The organism is Nocardia inohanensis NBRC 100128, from assembly GCF_001612945.1.
Taxonomy (GTDB): domain Bacteria; phylum Actinomycetota; class Actinomycetes; order Mycobacteriales; family Mycobacteriaceae; genus Nocardia; species Nocardia inohanensis.
Window position 1 is genome coordinate 237810 of sequence record NZ_BDBK01000016.1, and the last position, 25819, is coordinate 263628.

General features: G+C 64.6%; 27 protein-coding genes. 14 read left to right on the forward strand and 13 right to left on the reverse strand.

What is annotated here, in order from left to right:
• Nucleotides 1-6 precede the first annotated feature (6 nt).
• On the reverse strand, nucleotides 7-1155 hold the full coding sequence (locus NI1_RS29230; protein ID WP_067826974.1) for a PQQ-dependent sugar dehydrogenase: 1149 nt from the start codon (nucleotides 1153-1155) through the stop codon (nucleotides 7-9).
• A gap of 134 nt (nucleotides 1156-1289) precedes the next feature.
• On the opposite strand from NI1_RS29230, the gene NI1_RS29235 reads away from it, so the two are divergent.
• Nucleotides 1290-2183 carry a DoxX family membrane protein gene (locus NI1_RS29235; RefSeq protein ID WP_067826977.1) on the forward strand — a complete coding sequence of 298 codons (894 nt, stop codon included), beginning with the start codon at nucleotides 1290-1292 and terminating at the stop codon, nucleotides 2181-2183.
• Here the strand turns inward: NI1_RS29235 and NI1_RS39970 are convergent, their stop codons facing one another.
• Together NI1_RS39970 and NI1_RS29240 are read right to left on the reverse strand one after the other, a co-directional pair.
• Complete coding sequence (locus NI1_RS39970) at nucleotides 2184-2324, reverse strand: DUF397 domain-containing protein (RefSeq protein WP_084523888.1); 141 nt, start codon at nucleotides 2322-2324, stop codon at nucleotides 2184-2186.
• Nucleotides 2321-2659, reverse strand: a complete 339-nt coding sequence (locus NI1_RS29240; protein ID WP_067826979.1) for a Scr1 family TA system antitoxin-like transcriptional regulator — start codon at nucleotides 2657-2659, stop codon at nucleotides 2321-2323. Before NI1_RS29240 ends, NI1_RS39970 begins: the two co-directional genes overlap by 4 nt.
• Before the next feature lie 303 nt (nucleotides 2660-2962).
• Between NI1_RS29240 and NI1_RS29245 the strand changes: the two genes are divergently transcribed.
• Complete coding sequence (locus NI1_RS29245; RefSeq protein ID WP_067826981.1) at nucleotides 2963-3409, forward strand: hypothetical protein; 447 nt, start codon at nucleotides 2963-2965, stop codon at nucleotides 3407-3409.
• A 60-nt stretch (nucleotides 3410-3469) separates the two neighbouring features.
• Here the strand turns inward: NI1_RS29245 and NI1_RS29250 are convergent, their stop codons facing one another.
• The 3 genes from NI1_RS29250 to NI1_RS29260 all read right to left on the reverse strand — a co-directional run bounded on the left by NI1_RS29250 (nucleotide 3470) and on the right by NI1_RS29260 (nucleotide 6256).
• Nucleotides 3470-3769 (reverse strand): hypothetical protein, encoded by a 300-nt coding sequence (locus NI1_RS29250; RefSeq protein WP_067826984.1) that lies wholly within the window; start codon nucleotides 3767-3769, stop codon nucleotides 3470-3472.
• Between the two features lie 15 nt (nucleotides 3770-3784).
• Nucleotides 3785-5626: a dihydroxy-acid dehydratase gene (gene ilvD / locus NI1_RS29255; protein ID WP_067826988.1), complete on the reverse strand. Its 1842-nt coding sequence runs from the start codon at nucleotides 5624-5626 to the stop codon at nucleotides 3785-3787.
• Between the two features lie 138 nt (nucleotides 5627-5764).
• Nucleotides 5765-6256: a PH domain-containing protein gene (locus tag NI1_RS29260; RefSeq protein ID WP_067827744.1), complete on the reverse strand. Its 492-nt coding sequence runs from the start codon at nucleotides 6254-6256 to the stop codon at nucleotides 5765-5767.
• A gap of 321 nt (nucleotides 6257-6577) precedes the next feature.
• Between NI1_RS29260 and NI1_RS29265 the strand changes: the two genes are divergently transcribed.
• From NI1_RS29265 to ilvC, 3 genes are all read left to right on the forward strand, one after another.
• On the forward strand, nucleotides 6578-8509 hold the full coding sequence (locus NI1_RS29265) for an acetolactate synthase large subunit (RefSeq protein WP_067826991.1): 1932 nt from the start codon (nucleotides 6578-6580) through the stop codon (nucleotides 8507-8509).
• The gene (gene ilvN, locus NI1_RS29270; RefSeq protein ID WP_067826993.1) at nucleotides 8506-9009 is read left to right on the forward strand and encodes an acetolactate synthase small subunit; all 504 of its coding nucleotides are present in this window, start codon (nucleotides 8506-8508) and stop codon (nucleotides 9007-9009) included. Before NI1_RS29265 ends, ilvN begins: the two co-directional genes overlap by 4 nt.
• Nucleotides 9010-9120: 111 nt before the next feature.
• Complete coding sequence (gene ilvC / locus NI1_RS29275) at nucleotides 9121-10122, forward strand: ketol-acid reductoisomerase (RefSeq protein WP_174564540.1); 1002 nt, start codon at nucleotides 9121-9123, stop codon at nucleotides 10120-10122.
• A gap of 54 nt (nucleotides 10123-10176) precedes the next feature.
• Here the strand turns inward: ilvC and NI1_RS38225 are convergent, their stop codons facing one another.
• Entirely contained in the window at nucleotides 10177-10422 is a 246-nt protein-coding gene (locus tag NI1_RS38225) for a hypothetical protein (protein WP_157535396.1), read from the reverse strand.
• Nucleotides 10423-10558: 136 nt separating this feature from the next.
• A complete protein-coding gene (locus NI1_RS29280; protein ID WP_067827000.1) occupies nucleotides 10559-11233 on the reverse strand; it encodes a hypothetical protein in 675 nt (224 codons plus the stop codon).
• Between the two features lie 80 nt (nucleotides 11234-11313).
• Between NI1_RS29280 and NI1_RS29285 the strand changes: the two genes are divergently transcribed.
• On the forward strand, nucleotides 11314-12060 hold the full coding sequence (locus NI1_RS29285) for a TetR/AcrR family transcriptional regulator (RefSeq protein WP_067827004.1): 747 nt from the start codon (nucleotides 11314-11316) through the stop codon (nucleotides 12058-12060).
• On the opposite strand, the gene NI1_RS29290 is transcribed toward NI1_RS29285, so the two are convergent.
• Entirely contained in the window at nucleotides 12054-12824 is a 771-nt protein-coding gene (locus tag NI1_RS29290) for an SDR family NAD(P)-dependent oxidoreductase (RefSeq protein ID WP_067827007.1), read from the reverse strand. The two genes, NI1_RS29285 and NI1_RS29290, sit on opposite strands and share 7 nt — an antisense overlap.
• Nucleotides 12825-12948: 124 nt before the next feature.
• Here NI1_RS29290 and NI1_RS29295 point away from each other — a divergent pair, with 124 nt between their 5' ends.
• The 8 genes from NI1_RS29295 (at nucleotide 12949) to NI1_RS29325 (ending at nucleotide 23227) form a co-directional block, all read left to right on the forward strand.
• Nucleotides 12949-13563, forward strand: coding sequence for a TetR/AcrR family transcriptional regulator (locus tag NI1_RS29295; protein ID WP_067827009.1), 615 nt, complete (start codon nucleotides 12949-12951; stop codon nucleotides 13561-13563).
• Nucleotides 13564-13667: 104 nt separating this feature from the next.
• Nucleotides 13668-14612 (forward strand): lipase family alpha/beta hydrolase, encoded by a 945-nt coding sequence (locus NI1_RS29300; protein WP_169815650.1) that lies wholly within the window; start codon nucleotides 13668-13670, stop codon nucleotides 14610-14612.
• A 108-nt stretch (nucleotides 14613-14720) separates the two neighbouring features.
• Complete coding sequence (locus NI1_RS29305) at nucleotides 14721-16259, forward strand: ATP-binding protein (RefSeq protein WP_067827750.1); 1539 nt, start codon at nucleotides 14721-14723, stop codon at nucleotides 16257-16259.
• The gene (locus NI1_RS29310; protein WP_067827012.1) at nucleotides 16256-19237 is read left to right on the forward strand and encodes a Z1 domain-containing protein; all 2982 of its coding nucleotides are present in this window, start codon (nucleotides 16256-16258) and stop codon (nucleotides 19235-19237) included. Before NI1_RS29305 ends, NI1_RS29310 begins: the two co-directional genes overlap by 4 nt.
• A 240-nt stretch (nucleotides 19238-19477) precedes the next feature.
• A complete protein-coding gene (locus tag NI1_RS29315) occupies nucleotides 19478-19825 on the forward strand; it encodes an effector-associated constant component EACC1 (protein WP_157535397.1) in 348 nt (115 codons plus the stop codon).
• Complete coding sequence (locus NI1_RS37510; protein WP_084523896.1) at nucleotides 19822-21072, forward strand: caspase, EACC1-associated type; 1251 nt, start codon at nucleotides 19822-19824, stop codon at nucleotides 21070-21072. Before NI1_RS29315 ends, NI1_RS37510 begins: the two co-directional genes overlap by 4 nt.
• A 40-nt stretch (nucleotides 21073-21112) precedes the next feature.
• Nucleotides 21113-22315, forward strand: coding sequence for a hypothetical protein (locus NI1_RS37515; protein ID WP_084523899.1), 1203 nt, complete (start codon nucleotides 21113-21115; stop codon nucleotides 22313-22315).
• Nucleotides 22316-22360: 45 nt separating this feature from the next.
• Nucleotides 22361-23227 (forward strand): alpha/beta fold hydrolase, encoded by an 867-nt coding sequence (locus tag NI1_RS29325; protein WP_067827022.1) that lies wholly within the window; start codon nucleotides 22361-22363, stop codon nucleotides 23225-23227.
• A gap of 79 nt (nucleotides 23228-23306) precedes the next feature.
• Here the strand turns inward: NI1_RS29325 and NI1_RS40180 are convergent, their stop codons facing one another.
• The 4 genes from NI1_RS40180 to NI1_RS29345 are packed head-to-tail and all read right to left on the reverse strand — an operon-like array spanning nucleotide 23307 to nucleotide 25817.
• Complete coding sequence (locus NI1_RS40180) at nucleotides 23307-23837, reverse strand: endonuclease domain-containing protein (RefSeq protein ID WP_369690157.1); 531 nt, start codon at nucleotides 23835-23837, stop codon at nucleotides 23307-23309.
• Nucleotides 23741-24142, reverse strand: coding sequence for a type IV toxin-antitoxin system AbiEi family antitoxin domain-containing protein (locus tag NI1_RS39605; RefSeq protein WP_245663458.1), 402 nt, complete (start codon nucleotides 24140-24142; stop codon nucleotides 23741-23743). Before NI1_RS39605 ends, NI1_RS40180 begins: the two co-directional genes overlap by 97 nt.
• Nucleotides 24143-24192: 50 nt before the next feature.
• The gene (locus tag NI1_RS29340; protein ID WP_067827031.1) at nucleotides 24193-25149 is read right to left on the reverse strand and encodes a carbohydrate kinase family protein; all 957 of its coding nucleotides are present in this window, start codon (nucleotides 25147-25149) and stop codon (nucleotides 24193-24195) included.
• Nucleotides 25146-25817 (reverse strand): class II aldolase/adducin family protein, encoded by a 672-nt coding sequence (locus NI1_RS29345; protein ID WP_067827033.1) that lies wholly within the window; start codon nucleotides 25815-25817, stop codon nucleotides 25146-25148. The genes NI1_RS29340 and NI1_RS29345 overlap by 4 nt, the downstream gene beginning before the upstream one ends.
• Nucleotides 25818-25819 lie beyond the last annotated feature (2 nt).

The following is a 25819-nucleotide window of genomic DNA, read 5'->3' on the forward strand; positions in this document are numbered from 1 at the left end:
CGCGGGCTAGTCCGGGCCATTGCCGCCGCCCTGCGGATTCACCGAGATCCGCACCACGCGATCGTCGTATTGATTGGGCTGCCCGTCGGTCTTGTTCACCGTCGACACCCAGACGATGCCGCTGCCCGCCGGAGACGCGCCGTCGAGGCGGCCGTACTTGTCCTGCGCCAGAATCGACGGCGCCGCGGTCACCGCGTGGGTGTTCTTGTCCGCCAAGGCGAGCGCCAGGGCCTTCTGATTGGTCAATGCGATCGCCACCCCGTCGGTGGCGGCCGCGCAGTTCGCCACACCCGGATGGTCCTGCCAGCTCCAGGCTTTGGTGATGGACCCGTCCGGGGCGATGCGCTGCAAACGGTCCTCGGTGGCGGTGCGATCGGTGACCCAGATGCTGTCCACGTGATCCGAGCAGACGCCGCCCGCCACACCGATACCGCTCGCCATCACCTCCGGGGCCGCGCCGGGCGCGGTGTCCACGCCGAGCAGCTTCCCGGCCAGCGAGCCGTTGTCGGCGGCCGCGCCCGGATTGCCCGCGTCACCGGTGAGCACCAGCATGCGGCTGCCGGTGTGGAAGTCGATGGAGCCGCGATTGCCGCTGGGCCCCTTGGGGATTCCGGTCAGCACCGGCTTCGGCGCGCCACCGTTCTCGGTGGAGAGGCGCACCACGCGATTGTCGCTGCCGGTGGTGATGTAAGCGTAGATCAGCCCGTCCTCGGCGTAGCTCGGCGACAGCGCGAGCCCGGTCAGCCCGCCGTCGCTGCTCCCGTCCACCTCCAGCCTGGCGATCTCGACCGGCTCCGGCGGCGCGCCTTCGTCGGTCGCCTCCACCTTCAGGATGCGGCCGGTCAGCCGCTCCGCCACCAGCCCGTGAATGCCGTCCGGCAGCACCAGCACGCCGCCGGTGGTGTCCAGGCACGAGACCACCACTGCCGTATCCGGATCCACGCACGGCAGATCCGGGCGTTTGGCGGAGGTCGGGGGTGCTTTGGAATCCTTGGTCTCGGGTTCGGCGTCCTGCCAGCTCGGCTCGGTGGTGAACGGGCTCGAGGCCCGATCGTCGAAACGCCCGCAGCCGGACAGCAGTACCGCACCGAGCGTCACACCCAGCACGACCCTGCGTGCGCCCACCCCGATCCGGCCCGCGGCAACCAAACTCATGGTTGAGACGTTACGGAAAACCCGCCGCCTCCGCTCGGACGGGGGTGCGCGATCGGCCGGCAAGCCGCAAACACGACATGGACACGCCCGCCGACTGTCGTGTGGATGACGCTCCGAGCACTTAATCTGACCGCGTGACTGAGAAGCCGAACGAGCCGTCCGCCGGTGCGGCGGGCGACGAAACGCCCGCGCCCAAGCCGGTAGGTGAACCGGTCCGCAGTCCTTTCGACTCGCCGACCGAAGTGTTCGCCACGGCATCGGTCAAGGACGAGCCCACCACGCCCGACCTCACCAAGGAGGTCCCGCGCACCGACGAGGAGCTGGGCCTCGACCCCGAAGTCCCGCTCTACTCGGAGCTGAAGAACTCCATCCCCGGCGCGGCCGACAGCAAAGCCACCACCCCCGACCCGGCCGCCCCCACCTACGCCTTCGCCAGCATCCCCCCGGCCCCTACCGCCCCCGCCGACTCCTCCCGCTACCGCCGGGACAGTCGCCGCGGCACCCTGGACCTCGGACTCCTGCTGCTCCGCTTGATAATCGGCGGCACCTTCATCTATCACGGCCTGCAAAAAGCCACCGGCTGGTTCCACGGCCCCGGCCTGGACGGCATCAAAACCGCCATGGAGAACGGCGGCTGGAAACACGTAGACCTCTCCGCGCCCCTGCTCATCGCAGGCGAACTCGGCGGCGGCATCCTGGTGGTCCTCGGCCTGGCCACACCGCTGGCGGCAGGCGCGGTCCTGGCGGTGATCCTCGACGCCTGGATGTGGAAGCAGAGCATGGTCCCCGGCTTCCAATACTCCGCCAAGGGCAACTCCACCGAAATCGAATCCATCCTCGCGGGCATAGCCACGGTCCTGATCCTCACCGGCCCCGGCCGCCTCTCCTTCGACCGCAACCGCGGCTGGGCATCCAGGCCCTACCTCGGCTCCCTGGCCGCCCTGGTGGCCGCCATCGCCGCCGCCATCCTCGCCTACATCTACCTGCACGGCGGCAACCCGTTGACCGGCATCGGCCCCTTCGACTGATCAGCCGCGCCCGACCCTCGCGACAAACGAATCCCACACGCCCACTCCACCACTGCCGAGGAAGGCGACTTCGACACAGTCCTGGCCGCCTGAGCTATGGGTGGACTTGAACCACTTGGCCCGGCTCGGATCATCGGTCACGGTCGTGCTCCCTTGCCGAATGCCTCACGGTACAGATCCACCTCGGTCGGCCGTTCGAAATACATTGCCCCCGCGAAACTTTCAGCGAAGACCACCGTGGGCTCCGTCAACTTCCCTCGGGCGTCCTTCCCGAACTGGAACGTGATGAACGGCGTCAGCGGCATTCCCAGCGGGAACCCAGCTCGAAATGGCAACAGCCGTACTTCGACGTTCTCGCGAGTGCCCAGATCGGCGACGTAGACATCGCAGAGGCCCAGAATGTCTCGGACCCTGACCTTCTCGGTAAGGCCGCGTTCCAGGCGGCTGGGGGTGGACTTGTGCCATTCCATCAACATCGCGCTTGTTCCACGGTGAGCCCGGCTCGGTCGCGGGCCGCGCGCAGCAATCGGCCGAGCTGCCTTCGTGGCAGGGGCGTAGCCGTATCCGCACTCATCGCCATCGCGTACCGGACGGTTTCGTGGGATCGGTCTTTTGCTCCGCCGGTATCGACCGAACTGCCGCCCACCGCGAATGTCCGCGCGTTCCATTGCATTCCGGTCGGCGACCGGCATCGCCGGCGCGGTCGGCATCGCGCGTGAGTCCGGCGGGTATCGGACATTTTTTGCTGTCTTTCGGGCCGTTTGCCTACCTTGGTCGGCATGGCATTGATCGAAATCGAGGACCTGCCCGCGATGACCGCCGATGTCCTGCGCAGACGCGCTCGGGCCGCCGGGCTGCCGCCCCGGGAATACGTGCGCCGGGAACTGATCGAAATGGCCGGGCGGCGGGTGCCGCTGGATGCCGTGGTGGAGTTTCTGGCGCAGGAGCGGCCCAAAGGGCTGGAACCGGAAATCGATCACGGGGCAATGGCATTGATCGATCTCTACGATCTGCCGACGGAGGTGTGCGGAGTCTTCATGGATCGCGCGGCCGCGGCACAGCAGCCTTTGAGCGACTATGTGCGTCAGGAGCTGATCGCGTCCGCGCGGCGGCGCTCCGTCGAAGACGCCATGCTCGAGATCCGCGAGGTGGCGGAGCAGAACCCGGACCTGGCCATCGATATGGAGGCTTTCGAAGCGTCGGTGCGGTACGCCCGCGGGATGTAGGCGAAACAGCAAGCGGCCGGGACGATCCGATGATCGTCCCGGCCGCTGCGTCCGCTCAGCTCACCATTCGGTGGAGTTGAACCGCTGCCACTCGTCGTACGTCTCCTGGTGCAACCGCATCACTTCGTTCGACTTGGTGTCGATCTGCTCGTTCAGCAGTGCGCGATGCGAGGCGATCTGCGCCAGTTCGCCCGGCTCCGCCATGATTTCGGCGGAATCGAGCTGGCGGTTCTGTGCTGCCAATTCCTCGGCCTCGGCCAGCAGCGTCTTCGCCTGTGCGTTGCGCGCATCGCTGCGTTCCAGCATGGCCGTGTACTCGGCAAGCATATTGTCCGCCTTGCCGACGTATTCGATTGTCATTCCCCTGCTCTCTGTCTACGGCACGCGCCGCACTGCACCCTTGTCGGCCGACGTCGCCAGCGCTGCGTACGCGCGCAGCGCGGTGGTAACCGGCCGTTCGCGGTGCGCGGGCTGCCAAGGCCGCTCGGACGCTTCCATTTTGCTGCGTCGCTCGGCGAGCACCTCATCGGGGACCAGCACTTCGAGCGCGCGGGTGTGCACGTCGATGCGGATACGGTCGCCGTTCTCGATCAGGCCGATGGCGCCGCCGCTGGCCGCCTCGGGCGAGATATGCCCGATGGACAGGCCCGAAGTACCGCCGGAGAAGCGGCCGTCGGTGATCAACGCGCAAACCTTGCCCAGGCCCGCGCCCTTCAGGAATGCGGTGGGGTGCAGCATTTCCTGCATGCCCGGACCACCGGAGGGACCCTCGTAGCGGACCACGACCACATCGCCCGGCTGGATCTTCTTGCCGAGGATGAGCGAGACCGCCTCCTCCTGGGATTCGACCACCACGGCCGGACCCTCGAAGGTGAACAGGTCCTCGTCGATGCCCGCGGTCTTGAGGATCGCGCCGTCCGGGGCGATATTGCCGCGCAGCACGCACAGCCCGCCCTCGACGGTGTAGGCGTGCTCGACGGAGCGAATGCAGCCGCCCGCCTGATCGGTGTCGAGCGAGGACCACCGGTTGTCGGTGGAGAACGGCTCGGTGGTGCGCACGCCGCCCGGCGCGGCATGGAACAGCTCGATGGCCTCTTCGGAAGCCTTGCCGGAGCGGATGTCCCAGGTGTCGAGGTACTCCTCGAACGACTTGGTGTGCACCGTGGTCACATCGGTTTCGAGCAGCCCGCCGCGGCGCAGCTCACCGAGGATGGCCGGAATGCCACCGGCCCGGTGCACGTCCTCCATGTGGTAGTCGGAGTTCGGCGACACCTTGGAAAGGCACGGCACCCGGCGCGAGATCTCGTCGATGGACTGGAGATCGAACTCGATCTCACCCTCCTGCGCGGCGGCCAGGGTGTGCAGCACGGTGTTGGTCGACCCGCCCATGGCCACATCCAGGGCCATCGCATTGCGGAAAGCCTTGACGTTGGCCACGTTTCGCGGCAGCACCGACGCGTCGTCGTCCCGGTACCACCGGTTGGCGATATCGACGATGACCCGTCCGGCCTTCTGGAACAGCGCCCGGCGCGCGGCATGGGTGGCCAGCGTGGATCCGTTGCCCGGCAGCGCCAGACCCAGCGCCTCGGTGAGGCAGTTCATGGAGTTGGCGGTGAACATGCCGGAGCACGAACCACAGGTCGGGCACGCCGACCGCTCGACCTCGTCGAGCCCGTCATCGGTGACGGTGGGGGAGGCGGAGGCGGAAATAGCGGTGATGAGGTCGGTCGGCGCCTGCGCCACACCGCCCACCACCACGGCCTTACCGGCCTCCATCGGCCCGCCGGAGACGAACACGGCGGGGATGTTCAAGCGCATCGCGGCATTGAGCATGCCGGGAGTGATCTTGTCGCAGTTGGAGATACACACCAGCGCGTCGGCGGTGTGCGCGTTCGCCATGTACTCCACCGAGTCGGCGATGATCTCGCGCGAGGGCAGCGAGTACAGCATGCCGCCGTGACCCATGGCGATGCCGTCGTCCACCGCGATGGTGTGGAACTCGCGCGGCACGCCACCGGCGGCGCGAACCGCCTCGGCCACGATCTCCCCGACGTCCTTCAGGTGCACGTGTCCCGGTACGAACTGGGTGTACGAGTTCGCGATGGCGACGATCGGCTTCCCGAAGTCGGAGTCGGTGAGGCCGGTCGCGCGCCAGAGGGCGCGAGCGCCCGCGGCATTACGTCCGGCGGTGGTGGTGCGTGAGCGAAGTGGTGGCATGATTCCTCGGGCTCTTTTCAAAGGCGCCGTGTCGCAAGGGGCTGTCTGGCGACCGCGCCGATGTCATTCGGCGCCATTCCACGTTACTCCCGTGCGCACCCGGCGATTACCGCCGGTAGCAACCTCGCGCACCCCGAACTACGGCGTGTCGCCCTCGGGCTCGGTCGCCTCGGCGGTCTCCGCGGCTTCTTCGTCCGCGCCGTCCGCGTCCTCCGGCTCAGCGAACGGATCCGGAATTCGCCCGCCGGATGCTGCGACCAGATCCGAGAGCCGGTCGTATCCGACAGCGGGCAAAGTCACATTCGTGTCATCGCTCAGGTGCAGCTGGAGGAAGCCGCGCTTGGGGATCCGCAGCCCCTTCACCTGTTCCCAATCGACATGCCGCGAGGAGAACATGGACCGCACATCGATGCCCTTCCCGGACACCGTGGTTCGCACCCGCTCGACCCAGACGGCCGCGGCGATCGGGATCGCGAACAGAATCCACAACACCTTCGGCGCCCCGAAGAACGGGAAAGCCACCGAGAAGAGCAGCAGAAACACCCCGAGGTGCGCCAGCCGGGGGAGGCGGATCACGCGACCCGCGTCCGATTCCGGCGCGGCGGTATGGGACGATCGAGCAGGTGGCACGGACTGATGCTGTGAGGACACACCCATATCCTCGCATCATGGTGAACGGACCCGAACAACCGCACTGTCTCACATAATGGGACCCAATTGGTCAGAAGTTTGACTGAACGACCCACGCGCACATACCGTCGAGCGCGTGAATCGATTCGAGTTGCTCGTAATCGGCCGGCGCGTCCAGCGCTAGAGCCGACGACTGTAGGTCTATTACGTCAGCTCGCAGCTGCGACGCGCCACCCTCGAACAGCCCTGGGCTGTCGGGGGCTTTTTTGTGTTCAGGCAAGTCCCATGGACTGGAACGACAAGCAGTAAGGAACCAAGACGGTGAGCGCACCTACCGCCCGGCCCGGGCCCTCGGCCCGCAGGCCAGCGCCTTCGGCCACTCAGCCGACCGCGGCTCCGGCCGCGACCCCGAATCGCCGCCAGGTCCCGCCCGAGCGGGTCACCGGCGCGCAGTCGGTCGTCCGTTCGCTCGAAGAGCTCGGTGTCGACACGGTATTCGGAATTCCGGGCGGTGCGATTCTTCCGGTCTACGACCCGCTTTTCGACTCGACCAAGGTCCGCCACGTGCTGGTGCGGCACGAGCAGGGCGCGGGTCACGCCGCGACCGGCTACGCCCAGGCAACCGGCAAGGTCGGTGTCTGTATGGCCACCTCCGGTCCGGGCGCGACCAACCTGGTGACTCCGATCGCCGACGCCCAGATGGATTCGGTGCCGCTGGTGGCCATCACCGGTCAGGTCGGCCGTTCGCTGATCGGCACCGACGCCTTCCAGGAAGCCGACATCTCGGGCATCACCATGGCGTGCACCAAGCACAACTTCCTGGTGACCGACCCGATCGACATCCCGCGCATGATCGCCGAGGCGTTCCATCTCGCCTCCACCGGTCGCCCGGGCGCCGTGCTGGTCGACATCCCCAAGGACGTCCTCCAGGCGCAGACCACCTTCTCCTGGCCGCCGGAGATGAAGCTCCCCGGCTACCGCCCGGTCACCAAGCCGCACGGCAAGCAGGTGCGCGAAGCCGCCCGCATGATCATGGACGCCAAGTCGCCCGTGCTCTACGTCGGCGGCGGCGTCATCAAGGCCGATGCTTCTGCCGAGCTCCTGGAGCTGGCCGAACTGACCGGCATCCCCGTCGTCACCACCCTGATGGCGCGCGGCGCGTTCCCCGACACGCACACCCTGAACATGGGTATGCCGGGTATGCACGGCACCGTGGGAGCCGTTGCGGCACTTCAGAAGTCGGACCTGCTGATCACCCTCGGCGCGCGTTTCGACGACCGCGTCACCGGTCAGCTGGACTCCTTCGCCACCAACGCCAAGGTCATCCATGCCGATATCGACCCGGCCGAGATCGGCAAGAACCGCCATGCGGACGTGCCGATCGTGGGCGACTGCCGCGAGGTCATCACCGAGCTCATCGAGACCCTGAAGGCCGATCCGGCCGCGCAGGGCAAGAAGCCGCTGCTGGATCTCACCGAATGGTGGGGCTACCTGTCCGGCGTGCGCGACTCCTACCCGCTGGGCTGGAAGACCCCGTCCGACGGTTCGCTGTCGCCGGAGTTCGTCATCGAGAAGCTCGGCCAGCTGGCCGGACCCGACGCCATCTACTGTGCCGGCGTCGGCCAGCACCAGATGTGGGCCGCGCAGTTCATCAAGTACGAGAAGCCGCGCACCTGGCTGAACTCCGGTGGCCTGGGCACCATGGGCTACTCGGTGCCCGCCGCCATGGGCGCCAAGATGGGCATGCCGGACCGCGAGGTCTGGGCCATCGACGGTGACGGCTGCTTCCAGATGACCAATCAGGAACTGGCCACCTGCGCCGTGGAAGGCGTGCCGATCAAGGTCGCGCTGATCAACAACGGCAACCTGGGCATGGTCCGGCAGTGGCAGACGCTCTTCTACGAGAAGCGTTACTCCAACACCGATCTGGGCACCCACACCCTGCGCATCCCCGACTTCGTGAAGCTCGCGGAAGCCCTCGGCTGCCATGGCATTCGCGTGGAGAAGGAAGAGGACGTGGAGGCCGCGATCCGCGAGGCGCAGGCCATCAACGATCGTCCCGTCGTGATCGATTTCATCGTCGGCAAGGACGCCCAGGTGTGGCCGATGGTCGCCGCCGGCACCTCCAACGACGAGATCATGGCCGCCCGTGGCATCCGCCCGCTCTTCGACGACGACGAGTCGATCGCCGAGCCGGCCATCATCCACGAGGCGATGTCGCACGAGCAGGCCCAGAAGGGGACGCAGGCATGAGCACCACCCACACCCTCTCCGTGCTGGTGGAGGACAAGCCGGGCGTGCTGGCGCGCGTGGCATCGCTGTTCTCGCGGCGTGGTTTCAATATCGAGTCCCTGGCGGTCGGCGGCACCGAGATCCCCGAGATCTCGCGCATGACCATCGTGGTCACCGTGGAGGATCTGCCGCTCGAGCAGGTCACCAAGCAGCTCAACAAGCTGGTGAACGTCATCAAGATCGTCGAGCAGGACACCGACTCCTCGGTGGCCCGCGAGCTGATCCTGGTGAAGGTGCGCGCCGACGCCAGCGTCCGCACCCAGGTCATCGAAGCCGTGAACCTGTTCCGCGCCAAGGTGATCGACGTCTCGCCCGATGCGCTGACCATCGAGGCGACCGGCACCCGCTCCAAGCTCGACGCCCTGCTGCGCATGATGGAGCCCTACGGTATCCGTGAGATCGTGCAGTCGGGCGTGGTCGCCGTCGGTCGCGGACCGAAGTCGATCACCGCAACTCGCTAGTAACCGGCCGCCGCGGCGGCCGCATCCCCGCCATCCCGGCATGCTTTCGGCTGGGATCCACCACAGCTTTAAACACAGAATCCAGAAGGAGAACCCAAAGTGGCAGTCGAGATGTTCTACGACGACGACGCTGACCTGTCGATCATCCAGGGCAAGAAGGTCGCGGTCATCGGCTACGGCAGCCAGGGCCACGCGCATTCGCTGAGCCTGCGCGACTCCGGCGTCGACGTTCGTGTCGGTCTCGCCGAGGGTTCGAAGTCCCGCCCGAAGGCCGAAGAGGCCGGTCTGACCGTCGGCACCCCCGCCGAGGTCTCCGCGTGGGCCGACGTGATCATGGTGCTGGCCCCCGACACCGCGCAGGCGTCGATCTTCACCAACGACATCGAGCCCAACCTGAAGGACGGCGACGCGCTGTTCTTCGGCCACGGCCTCAACATCCACTTCGGTCTGATCAAGGCTCCGGCCAACGTCACCGTCGCCATGGTCGCCCCGAAGGGCCCCGGCCACCTGGTGCGCCGCCAGTTCGTCGACGGCAAGGGCGTTCCGGCCCTGATCGCCGTGGACCAGGACCCGACCGGCAACGGCCAGGCCCTCGCGCTGTCCTACGCCAAGGGCATCGGCGGCACCCGCGCCGGCGTCATCAAGACCACCTTCAAGGAAGAGACCGAGACCGACCTCTTCGGTGAGCAGGCCGTGCTCTGCGGCGGCACCGAGGAACTGGTCAAGACCGGTTTCGAGGTCATGGTCGAGGCCGGCTACGCCCCCGAAATGGCGTACTTCGAGGTGCTGCACGAGCTCAAGCTGATCGTCGACCTCATGTACGAGGGCGGCATCGCCCGCATGAACTACTCGGTCTCCGACACCGCCGAGTTCGGTGGCTACCTGTCGGGCCCGCGCGTCATCGACGCCGGCACCAAGGAGCGCATGAAGGCGATCCTGACCGACATCCAGGACGGCACCTTCGTCAAGCGCCTCGTCGCCAACGTCGAGGGCGGCAACAAGGAGCTCGAGGGTCTGCGCAAGGCCAACGCCGAGCACCCCATCGAGGTCACCGGCGCCAAGCTGCGCGGCCTGATGAGCTGGGTCGATCGCCCGATCACCGAAACCGCGTAAGGTTTCGACACGAAAAGGCCCGGCATCCAATGGATGCCGGGCCTTTTCACTTGTTCACCAGCTTCCGGTCCGCGGATACCAGTAGTAGCCGTGATGGTGGTTGCCGTAGTGCGGGCGGGCGGCATCGGTGATCAAGCCGTCGCCGGTGTCGGCCGCGGCGACCGACGGGTCGGGATCGGTGAGTGGAATATCGGCCGAAGCCGGAACCACAACTGCGGTAAGCGGAATCAAGGCAATAGCTCCGACGGCCGCCACTCGTGCGAGCGCCTGCCGGGGAGTCGTGAACTTAGCGGATTTCATGTCCGGTAACTCTTCCGCAGAGTTAGTGCGACTCGCTATGACCTCACGGCGAATTAGGGGATCCAGGGGGCTTCACGAGATCCCGAATGTGCCCTCAGGCACCGTGTTTCGCTATCCTTCGTCACATCGATCGAGGTCATTGTGCTGTCGACGGAGCTGTCGGTCGGTCCGGAAACCGTTGTCCCACTGAGGTCCGCGCCAGGGGCACCCCGATAGCCAGGATGCCGAGATAGGCGAGACCGCCGACGGTGGCGGTGCTGCCCCAGCCATTGGCGGCGTAGAAGTTGGCGGGGGTGTTCCCGAAATAGAGGGACGGGATGAAGAGGGCGTTGATGACCGCGAGGGCGTAGGCGAGGCGGGCGGTCCAGGCGGGGAGCAGGCGGGTTCGGGTGAGGGCGAAACCGAGGGTGGCCCAGAAGAGTGCTTCGAGTATGCGCGAAATGCTGCCGTACAGGATGTAGGTGCCGCTGACGGCGATGGTCGGGTCGATCGGTTCGGGTGACTGGATGGCGGCTCCGGTCTCGAGACCGAGACCTACGAAAGCCATTGCCATCCATAGCGATCCGGCGCTGGTGAGCAGTGATCCGATGAAGTCGAGGGTGGGGTCGGCGCGCTTCACCAGCTGCCCGAAGCCGGTGATGAAGACGACCGTCATCGTCATCCCGGCCATGCCGAATACGGTGCGGGTCAAGATATTCCAGTCCGGGGGCGGGCCGCCGTAGATGAAGTAGAGGGGGAGTACGACGAATGTGCAGGCGGCGGCGATGAGGGCGGCCGTTCCGGTGATCCGGCGGAGGGTGGCTGTGTCCATATCCGCAATAGTATAAGACTTATACTATAAGCGGTATGCTAAAGTTTGCGATCGGTATTACCGCCGATCGGAGGTGGTTTATGGCGGACCGCAAGCGGCCCGATGACCTGGCTCGGCTGTGGCGGGTGAACACCGGCTCGGGTTTGGGCCGGCGGGCCGAGCTGGATGTGGATCGGGTCGTCGCGACGGCGGTGGAGTTGGCCGATCGCGCGGGCCTGACGGGTGCGACCCTGCCCAAAATCGCAGCGGCGCTGGGTGTTACGCCGATGTCCCTGTACCGTCATGTCGGCTCGAAGGACGAACTCGTGGGCCTGATGGCCGATGCCGCCTTCGGCCCCGCGCCCGATCCGGTGGAACAGCCGTGGCGGGACGCGTTGACGGCGTGGACGGCGGCGCAGCGGGCGGTCTACGAACAGCACCCGTGGCTCGCGCAGCTGCCGATCAGCGGACCGCCACGCGGCCCCCATGCCATCGCCTGGATGGACGCCGGCCTGCGCGCCCTGCGCCCCACCGGCCTGGACTGGGCCGCCAAGATCGGCGTGATCACCGTGGTCGGCGGCTACGTCCGGCAGGCGTACGTCATGAACCGTCAGCTGGCAGAGAGCTGGGACGCCGCCGAGGTCGACGAAGCGCAGGCGCTGCGAAACTATGTCGGCGACTTGACCGGTCTCGTGGATTCGGCTCGATTTCCCGATATCGCAGCACTTTTCGATTCGGGTCTGTTCGAATCAATTCCCGCCCAACCGGAATCGGCCGAAGGCGACTTCACCTTCGGCCTGAATCTGATCCTCGAAGGAGTCGCCGCCGAGGTGCAGCGCGCTCAGTAGTGCGTGCCGCCGTCGATGCGGATCTCGGTACCGGTGATGAACTTGCCGTCATCGGAGGCCAGCATGGCCACCACGCTGGCCACGGTGTCCGGCGAAGCGAAGCCCTGCCCGATGCCCGGGGCCAGCTTCATGAACAGCGACAGATCGGCGTCGGCGGGCAGCCCCGGGCCGCGCCCATCGGTCATATCGCTCGAAATCGACCCCGGCGCCACGGCGACCACGCGCAGCCCCTGCTTGGAATACTCGGCGGCGAGCGCGTGCGTCATCGACATGATGCCGCCCTTCGACGCCGCGTACGCCGACATGTACGGGTGCGCGAAGAACGCGGACGTGGAGGTGAAATTGACGATCACACCCTGGTCCGACTCCAGCAGCGCGGGCAGCGTCTCCCGGATCATGAGGAACGTGCCGGTCAGGTTCACCGTGATGATCCGGTTGAAGTCTTCCAGCGGCATCTCGTGGGTGTGCGCCGAGCGCAGGATGCCCGCCGCGTTGATCAGCGCATCCAGCCCGCCGAGCGTCTGAACTGCCTGCGCCACACCATCTTTCACCGACTCTTCATCGCCGATGTTCACCGTCACGGTGCTCAGCCGCTCGGCATTGCCCCGCTCGGCAGCCTGTTTGGCGGTCTCCGCCAGCCCCGCCTCGTTGATATCGGCGGCGACCACCCGCCCGCCCTCGCTCAGAATGCGATGCACGGTAGCCCGCCCGATACCCGAACCCGCGCCGGTGATGAGTACTCGGCGATCGGTGAAACGCTCCATTGCGACCTCTCCTAATTGGTTCTTCAGCCTCTACCTGACACGCTACGCCTACATGGCACGTCGTGCCATAGTGGCATCCCATCGACTAGGATCGTTGTCGAACCCGCAGCTCACAGGAGGCGAAGTGCCCGCAACCCCTACGCCGCGCCTCACCTTGGCCGAGCGTCGCAAGGCCGAAACCCGCCTCGATATCGCCCGCACCGCCGCCCGCCTCTTCGCCGAGAACGGCACCGCCGCGGTCACCGCCGAACAGATCGCCGCGGAATCGGGCATCGGCCTGCGCACCTTCTACCGCTACGCCCGCACCAAAGAGGACGCCGTCGAGCCGATGCTCGCCGCGGGCGCGCAACGCTGGCTCGCGGCCATCGCGGCGGGCCCGCACCGCCTGCCCACCCTCGCCGAACTCGAGACCGCCGCCGTCGCCTCCATGACCGCGGACGGCAACGACGACGACCTCGAGATCACCCGCGGCCTGCTCCGCGCCATGGACGGCGACCCGGCGCTGCGCGACGTCTGGCACCGCATCAATATGGAGGGCGAACGCGAATTGCGAAGCGTCCTGGCCGATCTCACCGGTCCGGACACCGACCCCTTGCGCCTGCGACTGCTGGCGGCAGCCGCCGCCGGTGCCATCCGAATCGCCCTGGAACAGTGGGCCGCCATCGATTCGCCATCCGCCGCCGAACTCCCCGCCGCACTCGTCTCCCGCTGCCTGCACGCCCTGGCCGCCGGAGTCTGATCGGCGTTTTGCCACCGCCCCCACCGGTATCCGGCGCTAAGGTGTCGATCGGTCGCCCGGCGACTTCTCGGCTACCCGTTTCGCACCCGGACCCGGAGGTTGTGTTGCGTCGTATCTGGAGTCGCCTGAGCCTGGCCCTCACGGCGGTCACCGCACTACTGGTCACCGGCGGCACCGCCGCTGCCGAACCCACCCAGCTTCCGGTCAACTACTCGGTACTGCAATGGTTCTCGGACACCAACAACGCCAAGCCGCCCTACAACCCGCCCGGCGGCAACGACTGGTCTTGTCTCCCCGACGCCGCCCACCCCCGCCCCGTCGTCTTGGTGCACGGCATCACCGGCAACGGCGCCGGCTGGCCCGCCATGTCCCCCCTCCTGCACAACTACGGCTACTGCGTCTTCTCCGTCACCTACGGCATCTACCCCGGCCAAGCCGGCCTCATCGCCGGCATGGGCGGCCTGGAACCGGTCCCACAGTCCAGCACCGAATTACGAGACTTCGTAAACCGCGTCCTCGCCACCACCGGAGCCGACAAGGTAGACCTCCTAACCTGGTCCGAAGGCACCCTGGTAGCCGCCAACTACCTCCTCTTCGACGGCGGCAACAAGGCAGTAGCCCAATCCTTCAACCTAGTCCCCATCTGGGCCGGCACCCAAGCCGCCGACCCCCTGATAAACGCCGCCTACGGCCTCGGCGTCCAAGCCCCCGTCTTCGCCGCCCTCCGCCCCATCTGCCAAGGCTGCGTAGACATGCTCCCCACCTCCCCCTTCATCCAAAACCTCCAAGCCGCAGGCGTTTACGCCCCCGAAGTCCACTACACCAACCTGGTAACCCGAGCCGACACCGAAGTAGTCCCCTACACCAGCGGCATCCGCGAAGCCCCCAACGCCACCAACATCGTCCTCCAAGACATCTGCCCCGTAAACCTCGCCGGCCACAACAGCGTCTCGGTAGACCCCACCGTCGCCGCCCTCGTCCTCAACACCTTCACCCCCGACACCATCACCGAAATCCCCTGCGCCCCAAGCCCCACACCGTACATCTGACCCGAAATCGGTCATCGAATCGGTCATTCCGGTCACCCGAGTAACACCACCATCCGAACCGCGAATCATTCGCTAAGGTGCTGACGATTCTCGGATACAGGGGTGGCCATGGCGGAAGAGTGGAAGTTCGACGTCCCGACGGTCGGCAGCAAACACCTTCCACCGGACCCCCGCTACATGGAGGCACTGACCAGCCAGGGCTACGACTTCGAAGCCGCGGTCGCCGACCTCGTCGACAACTCCATCGACGCGGGCGCGAAAGACGTTGTCATCCACTTCCTCCGAGACGGCGACCGGTTGGTCAGCTTGCTCATCATCGACGACGGCGTCGGCATGACCGAGGAAGAACTCGACGTAGCCATGACCGTCGGTGGCCGCCGCAACTATCGGCCCGACGCCCTCGGCATGTTCGGCACCGGCCTCAAGTCGGCGTCGCTCAGCCACGCCAGAGCAGTCACCGTCACCAGCCGCACCCGCACCAGCCGCCCCGCCGGTCGCCGCTGGGACATGGACCACGCCAAATCCGGATTCCAATGCGACATAGTCGATCCCGGCTATGCCCAATCCCTGATCGACCGCTACGCCGGCAACCCGATCACCTGGCAAGGCACCGTGGTGCGCTGGGACGGCGTCAAGGATTTCCCCCGCAACGGCGGCCCCGAGCAGACCGAACGTTACCTTTCCCGCACCATCAGCAAACTGGGCATGCACCTCGGCCTCCAACTACACCGCTTCCTCGCCCGCGGCACCTTCAACATCACCATCGCCGTGGAAGACATAGCCACCGGCATGGTGGTCATGGATTTCGGTGTGCTCCCCGTAGACCCGTTCTCCTACCCCATTTCCGGCAACCCCGGCTACCCGCGCATCTTCAAAGCGGAACTTCCCTCGACCGGCGCCATCCCCCTACAAGCCCACATCTGGCCCCCGAAATCCTCGGTAGCCCAATTCCGCGGCATCGGCTCCCTCCTGGAAACCCAAGGCTTCTACCTCTACCGCAACGACCGCCTCGTCCAAGCCGGCGGCTGGAACAACTTCCGCCAACCAGAACAACACCACTCCCTGGCCCGAGTAGCAGTCGAACTGCCCCCGAACGCCGCCGACACCTTCCGCCTCACCGTCAAAAAAGACGGCGTCGAAATATCCCCGGAATTCATCACAGCCCTCGAACACGCCACCGACGACACCGGCCACACCTTCACCGAATACCTCGCCGCCGCCGACACCACATACCGCGACGCCCGCAAACGCGCAGGCGTAGAACGCAAACCGGTAATACCACCCGGCAAAGGCTTGGACCCCGACATCCGCGAAGTGATCGCAGAAGAACTCCCGCCCCTGCCCGGCGAGGACCCGATCACCTTCAAATGGCAAGCCCTGGAAGGTGATTCCTTCTTCGACCTGGACCGCGAGGAACGTATGATCATCCTCAACCAGAAATACCGCCCCGCCCTGCTCGGCGGCCGTCGAGGCACCCTCAACGACGTACCCATGGTCAAATCCCTCCTCTACCTGACCGTCCACGAACTGTTCCAACGGGAACGCATAGGCCCGCGCGACAAAGACAACCTGCAACTCTGGCAATCGGTACTGCTGGCCGCCGCCCGCGCCGAAATGGATCGTCTCGGCGATCGGGATGGAGAATGACCGTGCAGCCTTCGCATTCCGTTGATGCCGTACCTCGTTTGGCCCTGCACCATGCGGTGCTGTCGGACATGGTGGGCAGTCGCCCCAAGCGGCTCGTCCGAGCGATGGAATACCAGGCCGACGATATTGCCGGCGCGGCGCTGTATGCTACCGAAGCCGATTTCCAGCAGGCGCTGCGCGCCGCAGACTCCGGTGACCAGTTGCTGGAGATGTGGCGAAAGCAGTTGATGCAGTGGGACTTCGCCGAGCACCCGGCCTGGTCGTCCACCGAGCCGCGCACCGAGGAGCGTCGCAACGAGGTGTATCGAGCGCTGGCCATCGCACCTGAAACTGTCAAACTGCTCGACAACGGCTGCCCGCTGTCCCTCGCCGCCGCTCCCGTCGTCATCAGCAAGGTCTTCACGCCCTGGCGTACGAAGGAATCTCGGCACGGGCGCGAATGGTACTGGCCGCACTACAACAAACTGCTGTCGGAAAAGGGCTGGCCGCAGGAGGCCGTCGCGGCACTGGATATTGCCTCCGAGAGCGTGGTGGAGCGCTTGGCCGACCCGACGCGTTCGGATGCCTACCAGTCCAAAGGCTTGGTTGTCGGCTATGTGCAGTCCGGCAAGACCGCGAACTTCACCGGGGTGATCGCCAAGGCCATCGATGCTGGGTATCGGCTGGTCATCGTCCTCGGTGGCACGTTGAACCTGCTCCGTGATCAGACTCAGCGTCGCCTGGACAAGGAACTCGTCGGTCGCGAGAACATCCTCCGCGGTGCCAGCGAATTCGAAGCGGACTACTATGACGATCCCGAATGGATCCAGCGCGAGTTCGTCGAGTTCGGTGCCATGCCATCGGCTTTGGGCGGATTCGATATCGTCCGACTCACCACCCGAGGCAACGACTACAAGGCCCTACTACAAGGCATCGTCGCGCTGGAATTCGAGAAGCAGGAACCGGCGCTACCGCTCTGGGACGCCCGCAACCTGCACCGTTCCTCTGCCCGCCTGATGGTCGTCAAGAAGAACAAGACCGTCCTCGGGAAACTGGTGCGGGATCTCAAGAAGATCCGCACTCCACTCGACGAGATTCCCGTCCTCATCATCGACGACGAGTCCGACGAGGCATCCGTCAATACCTCCCGCCCCAAGCCCGACGTCGAACGCACCGCCATCAACCAGAAGATCTCCGAACTGCTGACGCTGCTCCCACGCGCCCAATACGTCGGCTACACGGCCACGCCGTACGCGAACGTGTTCATCGACCCCAGCGACACCGCCGATATCTTCCCCAAAGACTTCATCATCTCCCTCCCACGCCCCGCGGGATACATGGGTGCAGCCGACTTCCACGACCTGGACGGCGAAGACCCCGACGAAGAACGAACTTTCGCCAACTCGAACGAACTGGCGCATGTGCGCGATGTGATCGTCGAGGACGAAGACGACACCGCGCCCTTGGAACGCGCGATCGACATGTTCGTACTCGCCGGTGCGATGAAGCTGTATCGCCAGCACGTAGATGGCCTGGGCGACAACTACTTCCGCCACCACACGATGCTCATTCACGAATCCAACTGGGTGGAGGTACACCGCGAGCTCAGCGGCCGAGTCAACGAACTGTGGTGGAGGGCTGGCTATTCCAGCTCCCGCGGCCACGAACGACTACGCGCCCTCTTCGACACCGACATCGCCCCGGTATCGGCGAAACGGGCCGGTGACTTCTCCATTCCGCCGTCATACGATGCTCTCCAGAAGTGGGTCGGTGTCGCGGTCCAGAACATCAGCGGCGACCAACGCCCTATCCTCGTCATCAACGGTGACAAGGACCTCAACGACGACGCAGACTTCGACCGTCGCTCCATCTGGAAGATTCTCATCGGCGGCCAGAAGCTGTCCCGCGGCTTCACCGTCGAAGGCCTGACCGTCTCCTATTTCCGCCGCCGCTCCGCCAACGCCTCCGCCCTCATGCAGATGGGCCGCTGGTTCGGCTTCCGCAAGGGCTACCGAGACCTGGTTCGCCTCTACATCGGCCGTGACGAGGACAACGGCAAACAAGGCGTCGACCTCTACAAGGCGTTCGAAGCCGTATGTATGGACGAGGAGAGCTTCCGCAACGAACTCGAACAGTACGCCGTAATGGTCGACGGCGTACCTCAGGTGACCCCCGCCCAGGTACCTCCTCTTGTCTCCCAACACCTTCCGACCCTCAAGCCGACCAGTGCCAACAAGATGTACAACGCCAAGCTGGTCGAAATCCGCTCACCCGGCCTTTGGCGTGAACCCTTCGGCTACCCCAGCCGCCCAGCCGATCTCCGTCACAACACCGCCCTCTGGTCTCCGATATTCGATCAACTCTCCAACGACACAACAGATTTCACCTACAACTTTCCGGGGAAGGACATCCGGCACCGCGTCACAGCCTTGACCGGTCGCCTCACCCCCGAATCCTTCCTGGAAATCGTCGACCGCATGCGCTGGCTGGTGCCCGGCCAGTTCGACCCCCACATCGAATACCTCGCCTCCATCACTCGTGGTCCGAGCCCCCAGGTGGACGACTGGATCGTCCTAGCTCCCCAAACCATGCGTGGCGCAACCAAAGACGTCATCCTCGGCAACTCCGCCCGCCCGTTCACTCGCTGGGAGCGAGTCCGCCGCCGCGACCCCCTCTTCGGTGCAATCTCCACCAGCCGCCATCGCAGCATCGCCATGCGTATCGCGGGCGGCCTGCCCGACTCCGGCGACCCCAACACCGAAAACCTTGTGTCCATCCGCCGCGGCGCCGTCATGATCTACCCGGTGGTCGAACCCCGCTTCAGCGCCGATGTCTCGCCCGAAGGCCACATCGATCCGGGCAAATTGGTCATCGGCTTCGGCTTCGTAGCCCCGGCATCAGCCCGCGGTCACGACGACCGCGTTGTCCGCTTCACGACCATAGATTCGTCGGAGGAAGCCATAGTCGAAGTCCACGACGACGAGGATCAGTCGTCGTGAGGTTTGCCGGGAGGATCGATGGCGAGCGTGTTTGACGTGAGACTTGTTGGGAGCCAATGCATATGGGTCGAGCACCCCTGTCCTGCTGCTTTGCGCGATGAGCTCGGCGCCTCCCACGCCGCGAGTGGAAAGCGTGGTAAATATCGATGTGGTGAAGGTCAACTTGCGTCACGACTAGTGAAGATCCCGGAGTGGCTGCGCAGCCTTACCCCTGCGGGATCCGTACAGCGGAGAAGGAACATGGAGCTGGAAATCCGAGTTGCATCAGACCGGTCTGACGACGACCTGGTCGCCCTGAGTCAGTGGTTACGTCGGGAACGGGGGCTTTCAAGCGCGGTCAACCTAGTGCGGGCGAAGCAGTCCGACGATGCGTTGGGCGGCGCATGGGAGCTTCTCACAGCGGCTGTTGGCTCCGGGGGAACATTTGCGGTTCTTGCAGCGAGCTTGGATGCGTGGCTTCGGACCAGGCGCCGGCCGACAACGATCAGACTCACGCGGGGCGATAACAGCATCGAAATTGATGGAAAAAATGTCGGAGATCTGAAGAAGCTCTTCGAGATGCTCGGTGAGCCGAAGGTTGAAGAGTGAGTGATAAGGGGGGTTGGAGGGCCGTCCTTATCGGCGTCTCCAAGTACGACGATGAGAATTTCAAAGATGTACCCGCTGCTTTGAACAGTGTGCGAGCCGTAAAGGATATCCTTACGGATCCGGATCTCTGCGGGTGGCCAGAGGGTAGTGTTACCGTAATTGAAGATCCGCGGCGGCCGATAGATATCGGGCGGCCCATTCGAGATGCCGCAGACGAGGCAACGGGGGCTTTGCTCGTCTACTTTGTGGGCCACGGCGAATTGAGCGAAACGAACGATCTCTGCTTGGTCGTAGGGGAGACCGAGCAGAAGCATGTGGAACTCACAAGTCTGGAGTACGATAAGATCAGGTCGATCCTGAAGGGGAGCATCGCTGACGTCAAAATCGTAATCCTGGATTGCTGCAACTCGGGCAAGGCGATAGATTCACTCAGTAGCACCGAATCTCAGATCGCGAATACAACTGTAATCTCCGGGGCATACACCTTGAGTGCTGCTGAGCAGGCCGCACACGTCCCCATCGTGCAAGGTGCTGAGACAAAAACCTCCTTCACTAATGCGCTCGTTGATATTATTAGAGTAGGTGTGTCGGGCGGGGGAGAGTTTCTCGATCTCTCAACGATTTACGCTTCACTTATAAAAAAGTTGAGCGCGGACGGCTTGCCAAAACCGAATCAACGCGGAACGGACACAGTCGAGAACTTTACGTTTGCGCGAAACGTATCGTTCGAAATTGGCAATTCGAGTGTGCGGGCGAACGCCAAGCAGATACCGGTAGAACCCACCGAAGTGGCCATGTTGGATGCTATTCGGCAAGGATTCAAGGCGGAGGGTGCGGAGTTCTCTCGATGTGCAATTGCGCTGTGGAAGCTTGTCGCGCCGTCCACGGGAGTATGTGAGGTTGACCGCGCGGTCACGGCCAGGGTGAGCGCAGTTTCTGGAAAGTATGTGCTCGGGCCGGCGGAAGATCCGATCGAACTGGATTTTGTGCTCGACGCCTATTGCACACAAGCTGGGCGGAGCGTAGGCCATGCATCGATGGATCGCCTTATCGCTCGGATAGGTAGCAACCATTTTGGGGTACTACTCACGTTGTCCTACGTCGATGACGATGTATATCGCCATATCCGTGACGACCGTGAGCCTGTAGTCGTCGTCTGTGGGCAGGACATAGTCGACGCACTCAAAATGCATGGGTGTCCAGATGCGGCATCGGTAAGAGAATGGATTGCCGGCCAAGTGTCGTGATACTCGGCATCGATATCTCTGGCCTGACCTGGGAGGAAACTTGCTCGACAAACGCATAATAGTTCCATTTGACGATCTGGACACGGCAGATTTGCATGTGGATCGAATATATGCGGGTAAGACTTTGAATGGTAGGAGTTTAGACCCGCTGAGCAAGATCTTCAAAGTTGGTGTTCAAGGTGGAATCAGGTTCAAAGGCTCGGCGGTCAAGAACTCTGTTCAGCTGGTTGTGCTGTATTCGACCGGTGATGAGCCGGACTGGCGAGACCGGCTGGATATTCAAAAGGGATTACTTGAATATTACGGTGATAACAGGCATCCGGGACGTGCACTACTCGAAACTCACTTGAATGGCAATGTCGCGCTGCGAAACGCCTTTTCCGCCGGTCGGGGGACGCCTGAAGATCGTGCGAAGGTCTCACCCTTCTTTTACTTTGAGCGGGTGAGCAAACAAGGGTCGCTGGTGCGATTCCGGGGGCTAGCTGCTCCTGGCGCAGCTGCGCTGACTGCGGCTGAAGAGCTGGAAGCGCTTTGGTGGAGCAAGGAAGGGCAACGTTTTCAAAACTACTTCGCCCGGTTCACCATCCTGGATGCTGCGGTCATCCCGCATGAATGGATCGACTCTCTATTGGCGGGAGAATCGCCATTAAGTGAAGGGTGTCCTCCGGCTTGGCGTGAATGGGTGGAAAACAGAACCTACAAAGCTCTTTTGGCACCTTCCACAGATTTGTTTCGGAAGTCAGACGCACAGCTTCCGTCGGATCCTGTCGGGAAGGATATTCTCAACACAGTTCGTCGGCACTTTCGTGATGAGCAAAGTTTTCGCGAATTTGCGCTAGCGATCTGGCGGTTCATGGCGCCGGGTACGGGGAGTAATGCGTCGTCTCAAGGGGGAAAATATCGCAGACGGTTCGGGGGGGAGTATTTGATCGGACCTCCTGGTGACAAGATACCTGTAGGCTTTGTGTTGGAAGCTGATCCGGGAGCCGTGGGTCGTCCCATTTCCGACGTAAGTCGCCTATTTTCGAGCCTGCGACATCGTGAGTTCGGTGTGTTTGTGACACTGTCTGTCTTCGGTGAGTCTGTATATCGAGAGATCGCTACGGATCGCCGTCAGATTGCTCTGGTTTGCGGCCGTGATGTAGTGGAAACCTTGCGTCGACAGGGGTTTGCGGACGTAGCATCCGTGCAGGCTTGGCTTGACAGCGTGTTTCCGGTTCCTATCGAAGATTTGCCTGCGTAGTACTGATAGCGGTGTGACGCAGCTTGGACTGGGATAGCGTGGTCTATGGCTGTCGATCAGAGTCCACCCGTGATCGCCGGTGTACGGCAGACGTTTGTCGAAGCTCGGGGAGTCCGGTTCCATGTGACCGAAGCAGGAAGTGGGACGCCGGTTCTCGCGCTGCACGGGTGGCCGCAACATCACTACGCATACCGGGATCTGTTGGCGAACCCGCCGGAGGGATTGCGGATCATTGCGCCGGATCTGCCAGGGTACGGGTGGTCCGGGCCTCCGCCGCATCGGTGGGCGAAAGATGATGTCGCAAGTGACATTCTGGCGTTGATGGATGCGCTCGGGTTGGACGAGAAGGTTGTGTTGGTGGGGCATGACTGGGGTGGGTATATCGGGTATCGGATGGTGTTGCGGGAGCCGGAGCGGTTTCGGGGGTATCTGGTGCTGAATATGGCGCATCCTTGGGTGCCGGCGAAGACGATGGCTCGGCATGCTTGGCGGTTCTTGTTGTATCAGCCGTTGGTGGCCACCTTCGGGGTGCCTTTGCAGCGGCGGACGCGGTATTTGGAGTGGCTGTTCGGGGTTGGGGCGCAGGTGGATCGGGAGACGGTTCGGGTTTACTCGGAGCGGTTTCGGGATCCGGTGGTGGCTCGGGCTGCGACGGATACGTATCGGACGTTCTTGTTGCGGGAGGTGCCGGCGGCGGTGCGGCATCCGGAGCATGGACGGGCGACGGTGCCGGTGCGGGCGTTGTTCGGGGTGGAGGATGGGGCGATTCATGTGTCGTTGGCGGCGGCGGAGACTGCGCGGGCTGATGACTATCGGCTGGAGACGGTGGCGGGGTGTGGGCATTTCATTGCGGATGAGCGGCCGGAGTTGGTGCGGGCGGCGTTGGTGGGGTTGGTGGGGGAGAGGGGGTAGTTGGAGTTTTGCTCCACTTTGGGGGTGATTCAGTCAGGAAACTGATTGGGATGGGGTGAAAGTGGAGCAAAACTCCAAGTTATGGCTTCCAGCGGGCTCGCCTTCGGCGGCGGATGACGGTGGCGGCTTCGTCTGCGCAGGCGGGGAGGGAGTGGAAGATGTCGGCGGCTGCGTAGCGGAGGACCAGGTAGCCGGAGAGGAGGAGGGCGTTTTGGCGGCGGCGGTCTTGGCGGAAGACTGTTGGGGCGCTGTGGAATTCGCGGCCGTCTATTTCGATGATGGTGTGGGACGGTTCGTCGTAGAAGTCGGCGTAGTAGTTGCCGATGGGGTGGTTGGGGAGGGGGTGGAGGCCGCGTTCGTGGAGAGCTCGGGCGAAGAGGCGTTCGGGTTCGGAGGCGAAATTGGTGGCTGCTTCTCGGAGTTGCCTCAGGAGGGTGGGGGAGCCGCGGACATTCGATGTGCAGAGGGTGAGTAGGGATTGGGGGGAGACGACTTGGCCGACGTGATGGTCTATCAGGGCGGCTGCGGCAGGTTTGGGGAGGGGGGGGCGCAGTCCAGCAGGGTCAATGCGGGTGTGGTGAGGGGGATGCCGTCGAGATCGGTTGTCCAGGTGGGGTCGAGGGTGCGGCGGTGGAGGCGGAGCCAGGGTGGGGTGGTGCGGCGCACGTCTTTGGGGACTGTGGCGTGGATCAGGGGCGGTTCGGGGAGCATGCCTTGGAGCCATGCTGCGGTGGTGTGGGAGATGACTGCGGGTGGGAGCCAGGCGATTACGGCTTGGATTTTGGCGAAGTAGGTGGGGGATTCGGTGGTGTATACGCCGGGGAGTAGTGGGGTGTAGTGGCCGCTGGTGCAGCGGGCGTGGATGGTGCTGGAGGGGATGCCGGTGGCGAGCAGTTGTGCGCGGGTATGTATCACCGTTTGAGGGTCGCAGGGCCAATCGGGTACGGGAGCTTGGTGAGCTGGGGTTATGGCTGGGGTGTGGAGACGTCTTCGGTTGTGGAGATCGGGTGGGTCGCAATGAAATCGTCGATGGTGGCGAGGGTGTAGTCGCCGAAGTCGGTGCCCAGGCCCTGGGCTACGTGGGCGGCGGTGGCGGCGCCCAGGCGGACGGCGGCGGGGAGGTCGCGGTGCAGGGAGAGGGCGCGGAGGAAGCCGGCGGAGAAGGCGTCGCCGCAGCCGGTGGTGTCGACCACGATGGTGGGGTAGGCGGGGAATTCTTGGATTTGGTTGGGGGCGAAGAGGAGTGCGCCGTCCGCGCCTCGGGTGATGGCCAGGGCTCCTACTCCTGCGGAGTGGAGGACGTGGCAGGCGGCGATCAGGTCGGTGGTGTTGGTGAAGCCGAGGGCTTGGTCTTCGTTGGGGAGGAGGTAGTCGAGGTGGGGGAGGGCGGGGGCGATGGCTTCCATGCTGCCTAGCGAGCCGGGGGCCAGGAGGTCGGCGGAGGTGGTGAGGCCGGATGCTTTGGCTTGCTGGAGGATTCGCGCCGCATTCGGGGCGCCTAGTAATTCCGGGCCGCCCAGGTGGAGGTGGTCGGCTGTCGCTAACGCATCCCAGTTGATGTCTTCGGGGGTGTAGAAGGGGTTGGCGCCGAGGAGGTGAAGGGTGGGGCGGTCGCCGTTGGGGTGGATGGGGAGGATTGTGGTCGACGTGGGGGCGCCACTTTTGCGGACCACCAGGGATGTGTCGATGCCGTAGCGCTCCAACAGCATCAGCAGCAGGTCGCCGGTGGGGTCGGTGCCGATGGCGCCGGCGGTGCGGACGGTGGCGCCCAGCTTGGCGAGGATTACCGCGGTGCCGGCGGCGGTGCCCGCGGGGGTCATGCGGATGTTTTCGACCAGGGCGGTTTGCTGGCCGGTGGGGAGTTCGGAGACGGGGTGGACGAGGACGTCGAGGACGTGGACGCCCATGCAGATCACGTTCATTGGTGGTCCTTGGCGAGGGATTTGGTGGTGCCGTAGCCGGTTCGGAGGGTTACGTCGATTACGGCTTGCTGTTGGGAGGCGGTGAGGGGGCGGGGGGTTCCCAGAGTGGCGGCGTCGAGGTAGAGGGCGCAGGCCCATTCCAGGAGGAGGGCGTTTTCGACTGCTTGGTTCAGGGACGAGCCGAGGGTTACCGCGCCGTGGTTGGCGAGGAGGGTTGCTTGTTTGCCGGTGGAGAGGGAGGACAGCACGGCTTCGGCTAGCTCGGGGGTGCCGAAGGGGTGGAAGGGGACGACCGGGGTGGCACCGCCCAGCACCAGTTGCTGGTAGTGCAGGACTGGGAGTTCGTCCAGGACGCAGCCGAAGGCGGTGGATTTGGGGGCGTGGGTGTGGACTATCGCACCGGCGGGGAGGGAGCGGTAGATGCCCAGGTGGAGTTGGAGTTCGGAGGTGGGGGCGTAATCGCCGGAGGTCACGGTGCCGTCCAGGTTCACCAAGGTCACCTGGTCGGGGGTGAGTTCGGCGAGGACCGCGCCGGTGGCGGTGACGGCCACCTCGTCGCCTACTCGCATGCTCACGTTGCCCGCGGTGCCGATCAAGAGCCCGGCGGCGGCCAGGCGGTGACAAGCTGCTGCTATCTGGTGGCGGTCGGCGAGCGCGGGGGTGGGCATGG

Bases quoted from the DNA above. Each gene is read 5' to 3' on its own strand.
- NI1_RS29290 (WP_067827007.1), bottom strand. From the start codon at position 12,824: ATGGAGCGTTTCACCGATCGCCGAGTACTCATCACCGGCGCGGGTTCG.
- NI1_RS29305 (WP_067827750.1), top strand. From the start codon at position 14,721: ATGGCGGAAGAGTGGAAGTTCGACGTCCCGACGGTCGGCAGCAAACAC.
- NI1_RS29240 (WP_067826979.1), bottom strand. From the start codon at position 2,659: ATGTTGATGGAATGGCACAAGTCCACCCCCAGCCGCCTGGAACGCGGC.
- NI1_RS29245 (WP_067826981.1), top strand. From the start codon at position 2,963: ATGGCATTGATCGAAATCGAGGACCTGCCCGCGATGACCGCCGATGTC.
- NI1_RS38225 (WP_157535396.1), bottom strand. From the start codon at position 10,422: ATGAAATCCGCTAAGTTCACGACTCCCCGGCAGGCGCTCGCACGAGTG.
- NI1_RS29340 (WP_067827031.1), bottom strand. From the start codon at position 25,149: ATGAACGTGATCTGCATGGGCGTCCACGTCCTCGACGTCCTCGTCCAC.
- NI1_RS29285 (WP_067827004.1), top strand. From the start codon at position 11,314: ATGGCGGACCGCAAGCGGCCCGATGACCTGGCTCGGCTGTGGCGGGTG.
- NI1_RS29325 (WP_067827022.1), top strand. From the start codon at position 22,361: ATGGCTGTCGATCAGAGTCCACCCGTGATCGCCGGTGTACGGCAGACG.
- ilvN (WP_067826993.1), top strand. From the start codon at position 8,506: ATGAGCACCACCCACACCCTCTCCGTGCTGGTGGAGGACAAGCCGGGC.
- NI1_RS29310 (WP_067827012.1), top strand. From the start codon at position 16,256: ATGACCGTGCAGCCTTCGCATTCCGTTGATGCCGTACCTCGTTTGGCC.
- NI1_RS29280 (WP_067827000.1), bottom strand. From the start codon at position 11,233: ATGGACACAGCCACCCTCCGCCGGATCACCGGAACGGCCGCCCTCATC.
- ilvC (WP_174564540.1), top strand. From the start codon at position 9,121: ATGTTCTACGACGACGACGCTGACCTGTCGATCATCCAGGGCAAGAAG.
- NI1_RS29345 (WP_067827033.1), bottom strand. From the start codon at position 25,817: ATGCCCACCCCCGCGCTCGCCGACCGCCACCAGATAGCAGCAGCTTGT.
- ilvD (WP_067826988.1), bottom strand. From the start codon at position 5,626: ATGCCACCACTTCGCTCACGCACCACCACCGCCGGACGTAATGCCGCG.
- NI1_RS29315 (WP_157535397.1), top strand. From the start codon at position 19,478: ATGGAGCTGGAAATCCGAGTTGCATCAGACCGGTCTGACGACGACCTG.
- NI1_RS29250 (WP_067826984.1), bottom strand. From the start codon at position 3,769: ATGACAATCGAATACGTCGGCAAGGCGGACAATATGCTTGCCGAGTAC.
- NI1_RS29230 (WP_067826974.1), bottom strand. From the start codon at position 1,155: ATGAGTTTGGTTGCCGCGGGCCGGATCGGGGTGGGCGCACGCAGGGTC.